Below are 12,388 nucleotides of genomic sequence, written 5' to 3'. Positions count from 1 at the left end.
CCGCTCGAGCGGATCCTGTATCCGGCGGTCAGCGAGTTCCTTGCCGCGTGGGACAAGTCGCAGGAAGCGCAGGTCGTGCCGGTGCGGATCGTCGGTGCCGAATCGTCGGCGGGATCCCATGAGCTGCGGGACACCTTGACCCGGGTCGGTGTTCCGTACTGGTTCTACGATCACGACTCGGCCGCTGGAATCGAGTTGCTGGCGGCCTCCGGTGTGGACGGTTCCAGGCTGCCTGTGGTCGCGTTCTACGACGGGACGGTGCTCGTCGATCCGGCCCTGCCCGAAATCTGGCAGGCATTGGGGGTGCGGACCCGCATCGATGTCAAGTCCTGTGATCTCGTGGTCATCGGAGCGGGGCCGGCCGGATTGGCGTCTGCTGTGTACGCCGCGTCGGAGGGATTGGAGACCCTGGTGCTGGAGTCCGCGGTGCCGGGCGGACAGGCGGGAACCAGCTCGCTGATCCGGAACTATCTTGGTTTCCACCGGGGCATCAGCGGAGACGATCTGACCAATCGCGCCGTCGAGCAGGCCTGGCTGTTCGGAACGAGATTCGTGGTGTCGCAGGCGGCGGTCCGGCTGGGCACGCGGAGTCGGCTCCAGTTGGTGACCACCAGCGACGGCAGCGAGGTCACGGCCCGTGCCGTCGTCATCGCGACCGGGGTGACGTGGCGTCGCCTTGACATCCCGGAGCTCGACGCCCTAGTCGGCGCCGGAGTCTTCTACGGCGCGGCAGGCGCTGAGGCGAAGGCCATGCAGGGGCGCGACGTGTTCGTCGTCGGCGCAGGCAACTCAGCCGGTCAGGCCGCGATGCACCTGGCCAGGTACGCGGCGTCAGTTACGATGCTCGTCCGCGGCGAGACGCTCCGCGCCACCATGTCGGAGTACCTTGTCTCGGAGATCGAGCAGGCGCCCAACATCCACCTCCGGCTCCGCACCGAGGTAGTCGGCGGAGCAGGCGCGGGACGGCTGGAGGCCATCACGCTCCGGCGGCCGGCCGGCGCCCGTACGGAGGTAGTGCCGGCGTCAGCGCTCTTCCTGCTAATCGGGGCCGAACCGCGCACTGCGTGGCTGAACGACTCCGTAGCACGAGACGACCATGGCTTCGTGCTTACCGGTCGAGATCTGTTCACCAATGGTGACGCTTCGCCAAGCTGGCCGCTGCGGCGGCCGCCGATGCTCTTGGAGACCAGCACGCCGGGGGTGTTCGCCGCGGGCGACGTCCGCCATCGGTCCATCAAGCGCGTCGCCGCGGCCGTCGGCGAGGGCTCCACCGCGATTCAGCTGATCCACGAATACCTCAGCGATCCCGAAGGCCCGGACACCAGGTGATGTCTCCAAGACATCCCGACAGTGAACCCACGGTTCGTGGGTTCACTGTGTGACGACGCCGCTGGCATCGACCTTGTCGGTGCGGACGCGGTGGTGAGTGTCTGGTCGGCGCTGGGGGTGAGCTTGGGAGGCAAGTCGCACTGCAGCGCTGGGCCCTCGTCGGCAGTATCACCCCGGAAGGATGACGACCGTCAGCTGGCCGGGTTCAAGATCCTCGACGCCACCACCAACCGCGTCACATTGCTGGTTGCGATGCAGGCCGGCGCCGGGTACGCCTCCTCGACGTGGACGCTGGTGTGGCAGGGCGGCGACTGGAGGTCCTCGCCCCACGGTCAGGCGAGCGGGCCGGCGACCCCTACACCACCCTGCAGGACCTGACCGGGTTCGTGCCCTGGCGGGGCGCATGACGATCCCGCTCGTACCCAACCCGATCGACATCGGCAGGAACGCGGCCGGGAGCGTCGTCAAAGACTGGCTGACCGACCTGGCCGGCAAGTCGGGCGAGTCGGCGCAGATCATGCTGGAGAAGGCCGCGACGTTCTGGGTCACCGGCATCAAGCCCCCGCAGCTGACCTACGCCACCGCGTCCAACCCGTACGCGCCGGCCAACACCGTCGCCTACCTGTGGTCGCACCTGCACAGGTACGTGTCCGGGCTGGCGGTGTTCTCGATCATGATCGGCGCGGGCAAGATCATGTGGGAACGCAACGGCCGGCCCGCCCGAGAGCTCGCCCAGTCGCTGCTGACCCTGATGATCGTCTCGGCGGCCGGGGTCGCCGTGATCTCCCTGCTCACCACCGCATCCGACGAGGCCGCGTCCTACATCCTCACGGACGCGATGAAGAACCCCGACGGCACACCGACCAACTTCCAGCACCTCTTCGGGGCAATGTTCGTCCAGAACCCGGTGGTCACCGCCAGCAACGCGGTCGCACTGATCGGGCTGACCCAGCTGCTGTTCTGGCTGTCGATGCTCCAGATCGTCTTGCTGATCGTCCGAGCCGGGATGCTGTTCCTGCTGGCCGGGACACTGCCGTTGGCCGCGGCCGCGACCAACACCCAGATCGGCCGGCAGTGGCTGCAACGGTCGATCGCCTGGACGGTCGCGTTCATCATGTACAAGCCGGTCGCCGCGATCGTCTACGCCACCGCGTTCCAGCTCACCCGCGAGGGCGGGCCCGCAGCACCTGCTCCCGGTGACCAGATCATCAAGATCGTCACCGGCGTCACCATGTGCGTTCTCGCGATCTTCGCGCTGCCCGCCCTGATGCGGTTCACCGTGCCCGCGGTCGGCGCGGCCGCCGGCGGCGGAACCAGCGGCGCCGCGATGGCACTCGGCGGCGCAGCCGCGACCGGCGCCAAGGCGCTGATGTCGAAGAGCGGCGGCCGCTCCTCGAGCAGCGCCGCCGCGAGCGGGCAGAGCGGCGGCCAAAGCGGCAGCAGCGCCGGCGCACAGCCCGGCCCTCGCGGCAACCCGAAGCCGGCCAGCGGAGGCGGGGCCAGCGGAGGCGGCACCGGCAGTCAACAATCCGGCGCCAGCGGTTCGGCGGGCTCATCGGCCGCGGCCAAGACCGGCCCGCAAGGCATGGTCGCCGCCGCGGTCGCCGACGGCGTCAAAAAGGCCGCGCAAGCACCAGGGAAGGCCGCCAGCAGCGCGGCGGGTGAAGGCAGCTCCGGATCGAGCGGTGCCCGCCCGACGACACCGCCCGGCACCGGGTCGCAGAGTTCGCCGTCCAGCCGCGGGTCATCGTCAAGCCCGGGCACCAGCGGGCCGAGCGGATCCGGCCCGCAGAAACCGAACACCTCGCGAGGACCAACCGGTGGCAAACATCAATAGCGCGCCCCGCACATATGGGAACTGGCGCAAGCCCGTCACCGCCGGCATCGGCCGGCTCGGAACCATCGGCACCGCCGCGGTCCTCGCGCTCGGTGTCGTCGCGGTCCTTGTCTAGTACGCCGCCGGGATCCTCGCCGCCGCGATCGCGGTGGCGATCGGCGGCGTGCTGGTGCTCGGGCTGGTCGTGCGGGACCGGCACGAGATGACCGCCGCACACCGCATCTCCGAGCGGGTCGGGTACAACCAGGCCGCCCGGTCGAAGAGCAGGCTCTACCGGTCCGGGCCGGTCGGCCGCGGCGGCTGGGGAACCTACCAGCTGCCCGGCCTGCTGGCGCAGACCCGGCTGATCGAGGCCAAGGACTCCTGGGACCGGCCCTTCGCGGTGGTCACCTGGCCCACGCTGGGGCACTGCGCGGTCGTCATCTCGTGCGAGCCCGACGGTGCCGGCCAGGTGGACCAGGAACAGATCGACAACTGGGTCGGCGGCTGGGGACAGTGGCTGGCCGCCCTCGGCCACGAAGACGGTGTCATCGGTGCCGCCGTCACCGTCGAGACGGCACCCGACACCGGGTACCGGCTCGGCGCCGAGGTGCGCCACAACCTCGCCGCCGACGCTCCCGACGTCGCACGCCAGATGCTTGCCGAAGTCATCGACTCCTACCCTCAGGGCGCGGCGCTGGTGAAGGCCTGGATCACCATCACCTTCTCCTCCCAGACCCGCACCGGGCACCGCGCCAAAGAGGACGACATGGTGCTCGAGCTCGCGACCCGGCTGCCGAACCTGACCGGTGGCCTCGCCTCGACCGGTGCCGGGCACGCACGGCCCGCGACCGCGCAGGAGGTGTGCGAGATCGTCCGGATCGCCTACGACCCGGCCGCGGCGGTCCTGATCGACGAGGCCCGGGCGATGGGGCAGCGCGCCAAGCTGCGCTGGTCCGACATCGGCCCAGCGGCCCACGAGACCTTCTGGGACAAGTACCGGCACGACGGCGCCTGGTCGGTCACCTGGGCGATGACCGTCGCTCCGCGCGGCGAGGTCTACGAGAACGTCCTGCAGCCGCTGCTCGCGCCGCACCGGGCGATCGCCCGCAAACGCGTGACCATCCTCTACAAGGTCCTCGACCCCGGCATCGCCGCCCGCATCGTCGAGTCCGACCGCCGGACCAGCGACTTCCGCATCAACTCCAGCGACAAGCCGAGCGCGCGCCTCGAAGCCGACCGGATGTCGACGGAGAAGACCGCGCAGGAAGAAGCCCGCGGCGCCGGCCTGGTCGACTTCGCGATGCTGGTCACCGCGACCGTCACCGACAAGGACAAGTTCGCCGAAGCGGTCGCGGCCGTGGAACGGCTCGGGTCGCAGGCCCGGCTGCAGATGAGGCCCCAGTTCGGGTCGCAGGATTCGGCATTCACCGCCGCTTTGCCGATCGGCATCGTGCCCGAACAGCACCTGGTCGTGCCCAGCTCGATCCGGGGTGCCCTGTGAGACTCGGGAGACTGCGCCGCACTAGCTCGTCGGGGCGCCTGGATCTGGTTGCCAAGCTGCCGAAGCGACCGCACACCCCCGGTCCGCGCGGATGGTCGGCGCCTGGCGCCGGCGCCGCGACCTATGTGCAGGCGCCGCAGCGGTGGCGCGGAACGTCGGTCCAGGTCTGCGGACTGTGGCCGTTCCCGGTCGGTTCCGGAGCCCCGATGATGGGCGTCCCGCTCGGCCGCAGCCTGGTGTCGGACGCCACTATCTGCTGCGACCCGATCAGCTGGTTCGCCCGGGCCAAACTGATCTCCAACCCGTCGGCGATGATCCTCGGCAAGCCCGGACTCGGGAAGTCGACCGTCGTACGCCGGATGGCACTCGGCCTGGCCGGGTACGGCGTACAGCCGCTCATCCTCGGCGACCTGAAACCCGACTACCGCGACCTCATCGAAGCCCTCGACGGACAGGTCATCGACCTGGCCCCCGGCCGCGGCAACCTCAACGTCCTCGACCCCGGAGACGCTCTGGCCGCCGCCGAGCGGCTCACCGGATCGGCACGCACCTGGCTCATCAACGACGCCCGCCAACGCCGCGCCAACACCGTCTCCGGACTCATCACCATCCTGCGCGCCAAAACCCCGCCGACCGACCGCGAGGAATCCGTGATCACCCGCGCGCTGGAGATCCTCGACGACCGCCACGACGGCGTCCCGGTGCTCGCCGACCTGTTGCAGGTCGTGCGCGATGCACCCCAAGACCTCCGCGACGCCGCCCTCGACCGCGGCGACATCGCGAAGTACCGAGACATCACCGAAGGGCTCGAGGCGACGCTGCAGAGCCTCGCCGCGGGAACGTCGCGGCTCGGGAAGATCTTCTCCGAGCAGACCACGCAGCCGATGCGCCGCGACCGGCCGGTCGCGTTCGACCTGTCCGGGATCGACGAGAGCCAGTTCGACCTGCAGGCCGCCGCGCTGCTCGCGTGCTGGTCGACCGGGTTCGCCGCCGTCAACGTCGCCCAGGTGCTCGCCGACGCCGGCCTCGAACCGCGCCGGAACTACTTCGTCGTCCTCGACGAACTGTGGCGTGCGCTGCGCTCCGGGCGCGGCATCGTCGACCGGATCGACGCGCTCACCCGGCTCAACCGGCAACGCGGCGTCGGGCAGGCGATGGTGTCGCACACCATGTCCGACCTGCTCGCGCTGCCCACCGAGGAAGACCGGATGAAGGCCAAAGGGTTCGTCGAACGCGCCGGAATGGTCATCTGCGGCGGCCTGCCCCGCGCCGAGATGACGCTCTTGACCGAGGCCGTCCGCGTCACCGACGCCGAAGTCGACATGATCACCAGCTGGCAGGACCCGCCGGCCTGGTCATCGGACGACGAAGACACCACACCGCCCGGGCTCGGGAACTTCCTGATCAAGGTCGGCGGCCGCACCGGCATCCCCATCCACGTCGACCTCACCCCGGTCGAACAGGCCCTCAACGACACCAACAAACGCTGGCGCGACGCCGACCTGGCCGTCGTACCCGACGAGATCCTCGGCGACGAGGCCGGAGGCGCCCTCGAGGAAGTGTCCTAAAGCAATGGTTCAGCGCGAACGCGACCCCAACCACCCGCTCGCCGCCCACAACGCCGCCGTACCCGTCCTCGTCGGTGCCGGGATCGGGATCGCCGTGATCGTGTGGGCCGCGCTGAAACTCGGCACCGCCTGGGCCGGGACATCGACCCCGGTCTCCACCAATCCCGCGACCCTGCTGTTCGACCTCGCCAACGGCACCGTCACCTGGCCCCGCCAGGCCACCTACGCCCTCGGCCTCATCCTCGGTGGCATCGCGCTCCTCGCCGCTACGGCGGCGTTCGCTGTACGGCGGATCCGCGGCGGCCGCCGGACCCGGGTCGACCCGGCCGCGCGGCACCTCGGCCGCGGCCGCGACATCGAAGCCACCTCCCGGGCCGCCGTCACCGCGACCGCGAAAAGGCTCGGCGTCCACACCGAGACCCCGGGCGTGTTCCTGGGGCAGACCGTTGCCTCCGGCGCCGACGTGTTCGGCTCCTACGAAGACATGATCGTCGACATCGCCGGCCCCCGAACCGGAAAGACCACGTCGCTGGCCGTACCGGTCATCGCCGAAGCACCCGGCGCGGTCATCGTCACCTCCAACAAACGCGACATCCTCGACGCCACCCGCGGCCTCCGCGAAAGCGGCGACGACGGCAAGGACGGGGTGTGGGTGTTCGACCCACAGCAGGTCGCCGCCGAACAACCCACCTGGTGGTGGAACCCGCTGTCGTACGTCGTCGACGACGACACCGCCCGCGAACTCGCCCAGCACTTCGCGTACGCCTCCCGGCCCGCCGATGCCCGCGCCGACGCGTTCTTCGACAGCTCCGGCCTCCAGCTGCTCGCCGGGCTGCTGCTCGCCGCCGCCCGCGGCGGACTGCCGGTCAGCCGGGTCTACTCGTGGCTCACCAACGTCCACAGCACCCAGCCCGAGCAGCTGCTGCGCGACCATCGCGACATCACCATGGCCGAAGCCGTCGAGGCCATCCGCGCCGCGCCCGAGCGGCAACGTGGTGGCGTGTTCGGCACCGCGCAACAGATGGCCAGCTGCCTCGGCTCCAGCCGGGTCGCGGCTGGGTGAACCCCGGCCCCACCCCGCGCCCGGAGTTCGACCCGCACCACTTCGTACGACGCGGCGGCACCCTCTACAGCCTGTCCCGCGAAGGTGCCGGCAACGCTGGCCCGCTCGTCACCGCGCTCACCGCCGCCGTCGTCAAAGCCGCCGAGGACTACGCCACCACCTGCCCCGGCGGCCGGCTCCCGGTCCCGATGATCGGCGTCCTCGACGAGGCCGCGAACGTCTGCCGCTGGAAAGACCTCCCCGACCTCTACAGCCACTACGGCTCCCGCGGGATCGTCCTCATCACGATCCTGCAGTCCTGGGCCCAAGGCGTCGGCTGCTGGGGCGAGCGCGGCATGGAGAAACTCTGGTCCGCCGCCAACCGCCGCATCTACGGCGGCGGCGTCGACGACGCCACCTTCCTCGACCGGCTCACCAAGATCATCGGCGACCGTGAGCTCCTCCGCTCCTCGACGTCGACCAGCAAACAAGGCACCTCGGTCAACCGGCAACTGCAGCGCGAACAGATCCTCGACATCGCCGAACTCGCCGCCCTGCCCGCCGGCCGCGCGATCGTGTTCTCGTCCGGATCCCGTGCCACCCTGATCAGATCGATCCCCTGGATGGAACGCCCGTACGCCGACCGGATTCGCGCCTCCCTCGCCCGGCACGACCCCGGCGCCCGCACCAGCCCGACCATCGCGCCAACAGGAGAGCCTTCGTGACGCTGCCCGACACCGAATGGGACGACACGTCGTACGGCGACGCCGCCGGAGATCAGGCGCAGCGCAACCTCGAAGCCGACCAGCTCGAGGAGGAAGCCGCCGCGGCCGGCGACGCCCTCGAAGACGCCGCAGGCGAACAACCGCAGCTGTACTTCAAGACCCTGCCCGACTTCGTCGAACACTTCCTCACCAAGGCCTACAGGCGCCCCATCGCGCCGAACCAACCCTGGTGCAGCGAATGGTGGAAACACGGCGAAGCCGTCTGCGTCCTGGACGCACTCTGGCGCGCCTGGGAAGCACTCCGCCTCGAACCCGGCACCGGCATGAGCGTGTGGTGGCGCGACCACTGCTACCCGCACATGGCCAAACTGATGGACCGCGACGGCACCTTCAAGAACTGCACCCGCACCAAGCACCACGAGAACGGCCCGCTCGAACCACTGCCCTGGAGCACACCACCACCCGAGCTGTACGGGCCACTTACGAACGGCGCCTGAGCCCCGCGTACGCGGGGAGCGCGAGCCGAGAGTCGCAGCACCGGTGTAGATGTTGGGATCACCCCCGCGTGCGCGGGGAGCACCGCCCGCCGGTGCCGGGACTCAACAAGGACCACGGATCACCCCTGCGTCTGCGGGGAGCACCGCCGCGCCGCGACCCGCTCCATCCTGGCCTACGGATCACCCCCGCGTCCGCGCGGGGAGCACACGATGCCGGCCAGCATCTCGCTCTTGCCGTTCGGATCACCCTCGCTTCTGCGGGGAGCACGCGGCAACGAATGCCACCATGGCGTTGACCCACGGATCACCCCCACGTGCGTGGGGAGCAGTTCGACCATCTTGTCGTAAGCGGTCTGAACGAGGGGATCATCCCCGCGTCTACGGGGAGCAGGACTTCTCCCGGCCGAACGTCTCGAACGTCTGTGGATCATCCCCGCATCTGCGGGGAGCACGAGAAACCCGTATGCACCCGGCTTCATCCGGATGGGATCACCCCCTCGGGCACGTAGACCGCGGATCACCCCCCGGGTCTGCGGGGAGCACGCCGAGGCGATCGTGCTGGACACCGCGTACAAGGGATCATCCCCGCGTCTGCGGGGAGCCACCCCCGCGGTCGGGCATGTTGCTGTTCGAATCTGGGATCACCCCCGCGGCTGCGGGGAGCACAACGGATCACCCCCGCGTCTGCGGGGAGCACATGTTCGCGTGCGGTCTGGTCGCGCACTGCCTGGGATCACCCCGCGTCGCGGGGAGCACCGGTCGTTCCGGCGCACGGTCTCGTACGTGATCGGATCACCCCGCGTCTGCGGGAGCACAACGGCTGGCAGGTCCAGGTTCACGCGGTGCCGGGATCACCCCCGCGTCCGTGGGGAGCACTACGTCACCAGCCTGGGAGCACTCCCGGATGATTGGATCACCCCCGCGTCTGCGGGGAGCACTCCTTCTCCACGTACGTGGTGTAGCCGTTGCTGGGATCACCCCCGCGTCTGCGGGGATCACAGCCTGTCTTGCCAGGTGTGCCAGCGGGTGTAAGGATCACCCCCGCGTCTGCGGGGAGCACGGGATGAGCTGCACGTCGGTCAGCGTGATGTCCGGATCATCCCCGCGTGCGCGGGGAGCACCACTTGACCGGGATCAGCACCCAGTTGACCGGGGGATCACCTCCGCGTCCGCGGGGAGCACGAGGACCACACCCAGCGCAAGGACGGTATGCACGGATCACCCCCGCGTCTGCGGGGAGCACACCCCACTCGGTGACGGCCTCGGTGCCGGTGTAGGGATCACCCCCGCGTCGGCGGGGAGCACTGCCTGCCGCCGTAGGTGTCGTTCCAGTTGTTGGGATCACCCCCGCATCCGTGGGGAGCACGGCTAGGACGTCAAGGCCTATCCGGGCGTGCGAGCGTGAGCAGTCCGCAGCCGTAGGCTTTCGCGCGTCCGATGCCGTGGGTGAGGGTGCGTCGTAGAGTGGCGGGGTCGGTGACCTCGAGATGTCCTTGGAAGGTCGCGGTGGCGACTGTGACTGTCGAGCCTTGGCGCTTGAACCTGTGTACGGTGCGCGCCATGACCGCGAGATCGGGTTCGCCTTCGGGCGATGCGGTGCGGTTCGGGACGATTTGGAATCCCAGCCTGGGGGCGCGGTCCAGCAGCCATTGTTCCTGTTGCTTCACGGTCACGTGGGCCAGGGGTTTGGTGTCGCTCCATCCGTCGCGTCGGGCTGAATGGACCGGGTTCGCGGTGAGCCGGAACTGCCACTGTTGGCCTGTCCGAAGCGAGTCCAGTAGGCCGTCGTACGAACGCATGTCCCAGGCATGCGTCGTCGGCCAGCCGGCCTGTTCGATGACGTGGGTGAAGTCGGGCTTGTTGGGGCTTACGACGTAGAGGAGGAGTTTGCGGCCGTCGTCGTACTTGTCGAGCCTCCACAGGACGCGGCCTTCGGGTGTGGGGCGTGGGTCGGGGAAGCCGGCGAGAACTGCCGCGTGCAGTGCCTGCGGTGAAGACAGCAGCGTGCGAGTTCCGCGGCGGGCGGGGTTCAGCTGCATCTTGGTCAGGAACATGTCAGCCTCCCAACAGCGACATGGGATCGTGCTCGGCCGGCGGCTCCTCGGTGCCGTGGGGATTGGGGAGCAGCACGGATCCACGAACGATCGTGCGCCAGGCGTACTGGCGGCGGTTGGGGTCAAAGCTCACGGGGATATCTCGGAGTGTCTCCGCTCCGACCTCTCCTGGAAGGGCGTCGCGCATGGTCTCCAGCCGCACCTCGCGCTCACGGCGGTGCCGCTGGTGGTGACTGCTCGCGAGCCACGGCACGGTGGTGAGTGCGTGGTCCAGGTCGCCGTCGACGAGTCCGAGTGCGACTGGCCCGGCGGGCGGGCATGATCTGCGGCCGAGGTAGAGCGGGAAGGCCGGGCTTCGCAGCGCGGTGTCGATGCCCTCGACCAAGGCCTGGTCGCCTTCCAGGACCACGAGATACGTTGCGTCGGCCAGGTAGAACCGGTACGACAGCGGCAGCGGCTTCCAGGTGATCGACCCGTCGCGTGCCTTCTCGGGCCGTTGGGCGGTGTGGAAGTCGCGGACCAGCTGGCCAGGCTGGTCGATTCGCACACCGAGGCGAAGGGGCAGCAGTTCCTCGATCGGCTCGGTACGGCGGACTCCCTTGGCGGCCGCGACAAGTCCGAGAACACCGCTCTTGGTCGGTGCCGTCTCCGTCCCGCGGCGGACGAATTTGCTCCCCGAACCCCAGGACTGCAGTGGCCCGGCCAGCCTCAGCGCAACGACGGTCATGCCGGGTCCCGGAGACGTTCGGTCACGAGCGCGCCCAGGGCTGAGATCAGCTCGCTGAGCGGCACGTTGGGGCCTAGGTCGTCGAGGCTGGCGGTGTCGGTGCCGACGCGCGTGACCCAACTGGCCACCGGCTGCTCGCCGTAGGCTCGCTCGATCTCGCGTGCTTCGTCCCGCAGCGCCTCGGCTGCCGCCTTGACCCGGCCGGCCGTCTCGGTCTCGCGGACCGGGCTCTCGAATGCCCCGACCAGGTTGATCGGCTGACTGCCACGAACCTGGACCACGACCGCCTCCGGCAGTGTCCGGTTGGCGAACGTGTTCTGCTTGCCTGTCGGCATCGAGCGGACGAAGCAGTCGGCGAATGCCTCGACCGCTCGGGTTGTCGCGGCGGCGTCGCCGAGGTTGTGGGCCAACTGGTCGACGGAGATCGTTGCGTACCGGTACAGGGTGGAGGAGTTGAACTCGACCGTACCGATCATGCCGGCGCCACTCTGCTCCTCGGTGTTGGTGTCGTCGACAGCGGTGAAGTAGTCGAACTCGGTCTCGACCGGATGAACGCTGATCGCGTGCGCCACCTGGGCGGCCGCGTCCACGCTGATGTCCTTCTGGTCGGCGACCATGCGGCCGAACAACGCGATGTCGACCGAGTGATCCTGGTCGGCGATCTGCTTCACCTTGGCGTCTCGCAGCGCCTTCGGCACGTCCTCGGCGCTGGCCGCTTCGATCGCCGCCACGGCCAGATTCTCGATCTGGCGCCGGCTGAGGAAAACCAGGTAGCCCGCCTCCTCGGGCAGGTCCGCCTTGGATGCCTTGACCTCGATCCCGACGGCCTTCAGCGTCATCGACGCCAGCTCGGACGCCTGGTCTTCAAGCTCTGGACTGCGAGCGATGATCTCGTCGGCGAGCAGCATGACGACCCGCTTCGTCCGGGTTCCCAGCTCGCTGCGGTCCAGGCGATCGTTGAAGGCGAGCCGGGCCGCGCGTTTCCACGCCTGACTCGACACCCGGGCACGGCGGACGCCGCCGTAGATCGCGGTCTTGGGGCTGCCGGTGTCGTCCCGGTTGAGGTTGCTGGGCGGCACGGTTTGCAGGACGTGGATGTCAACGAAGGTGCGGTTCACTGTCTGCT

The 12,388-nt window shown here is 69.4% G+C and carries 11 protein-coding genes and 1 pseudogene; 9 read left to right on the top strand and 3 right to left on the bottom strand.

What is annotated here, in order from left to right; translation table 11 throughout:
• The 9 genes and pseudogenes from EV646_RS35425 to EV646_RS35395 form a co-directional block, all read left to right on the top strand.
• Positions 1 to 1,329 (top strand): NAD(P)/FAD-dependent oxidoreductase (locus EV646_RS35425; protein ID WP_132156575.1); only part of this gene is annotated, 1,329 nt, incomplete at its 5' end.
• Between the two features lie 21 nt (positions 1,330 to 1,350).
• Positions 1,351 to 1,626, top strand: a pseudogene (locus EV646_RS41140) (hypothetical protein); the annotation flags it as partial.
• A 106-nt stretch (positions 1,627 to 1,732) separates the two neighbouring features.
• The gene (locus EV646_RS35420; protein ID WP_132156573.1) at positions 1,733 to 3,166 is read left to right on the top strand and encodes a TrbL/VirB6 family protein; all 1,434 of its coding nucleotides are present in this window, start codon (positions 1,733 to 1,735) and stop codon (positions 3,164 to 3,166) included.
• Positions 3,150 to 3,281 carry a hypothetical protein gene (locus EV646_RS40790; protein ID WP_277875155.1) on the top strand — a complete coding sequence of 44 codons (132 nt, stop codon included), beginning with the start codon at positions 3,150 to 3,152 and terminating at the stop codon, positions 3,279 to 3,281. Before EV646_RS35420 ends, EV646_RS40790 begins: the two co-directional genes overlap by 17 nt.
• A 12-nt stretch (positions 3,282 to 3,293) precedes the next feature.
• Entirely contained in the window at positions 3,294 to 4,649 is a 1,356-nt protein-coding gene (locus EV646_RS35415) for an SCO6880 family protein (protein WP_338419309.1), read from the top strand.
• Positions 4,646 to 6,217 carry an ATP/GTP-binding protein gene (locus EV646_RS35410; RefSeq protein ID WP_132156571.1) on the top strand — a complete coding sequence of 524 codons (1,572 nt, stop codon included), beginning with the start codon at positions 4,646 to 4,648 and terminating at the stop codon, positions 6,215 to 6,217. The genes EV646_RS35415 and EV646_RS35410 overlap by 4 nt, the downstream gene beginning before the upstream one ends.
• 4 nt (positions 6,218 to 6,221) lie before the next feature.
• A complete protein-coding gene (locus EV646_RS35405) occupies positions 6,222 to 7,280 on the top strand; it encodes a type IV secretory system conjugative DNA transfer family protein (RefSeq protein WP_132156569.1) in 1,059 nt (352 codons plus the stop codon).
• On the top strand, positions 7,277 to 7,984 hold the full coding sequence (locus EV646_RS35400) for a type IV secretory system conjugative DNA transfer family protein (RefSeq protein WP_132156567.1): 708 nt from the start codon (positions 7,277 to 7,279) through the stop codon (positions 7,982 to 7,984). The genes EV646_RS35405 and EV646_RS35400 overlap by 4 nt, the downstream gene beginning before the upstream one ends.
• The gene (locus tag EV646_RS35395; RefSeq protein ID WP_158291107.1) at positions 7,981 to 8,481 is read left to right on the top strand and encodes a DUF4913 domain-containing protein; all 501 of its coding nucleotides are present in this window, start codon (positions 7,981 to 7,983) and stop codon (positions 8,479 to 8,481) included. The genes EV646_RS35400 and EV646_RS35395 overlap by 4 nt, the downstream gene beginning before the upstream one ends.
• A 1,376-nt stretch (positions 8,482 to 9,857) precedes the next feature.
• On the opposite strand, the gene cas6e is transcribed toward EV646_RS35395, so the two are convergent.
• The 3 genes from cas6e to cas7e are packed head-to-tail and all read right to left on the bottom strand — an operon-like array spanning position 9,858 to position 12,380.
• A complete protein-coding gene (gene cas6e, locus EV646_RS35390; RefSeq protein WP_132156563.1) occupies positions 9,858 to 10,535 on the bottom strand; it encodes a type I-E CRISPR-associated protein Cas6/Cse3/CasE in 678 nt (225 codons plus the stop codon).
• Between the two features lies 1 nt (position 10,536).
• Entirely contained in the window at positions 10,537 to 11,262 is a 726-nt protein-coding gene (cas5e, locus tag EV646_RS35385; protein WP_132156561.1) for a type I-E CRISPR-associated protein Cas5/CasD, read from the bottom strand.
• Entirely contained in the window at positions 11,259 to 12,380 is a 1,122-nt protein-coding gene (gene cas7e / locus EV646_RS35380; RefSeq protein WP_132156559.1) for a type I-E CRISPR-associated protein Cas7/Cse4/CasC, read from the bottom strand. Before cas7e ends, cas5e begins: the two co-directional genes overlap by 4 nt.
• Between the last annotated feature and the right edge of the window lie 8 nt (positions 12,381 to 12,388).

Origin of the sequence: Kribbella antiqua, assembly GCF_004345665.1 — a bacterium.
In the GTDB taxonomy this organism is placed as follows: domain Bacteria; phylum Actinomycetota; class Actinomycetes; order Propionibacteriales; family Kribbellaceae; genus Kribbella; species Kribbella antiqua.
Note: the sequence above shows the minus strand (reverse complement) of the source record. Positions and strands in the feature narration are given on the sequence as shown.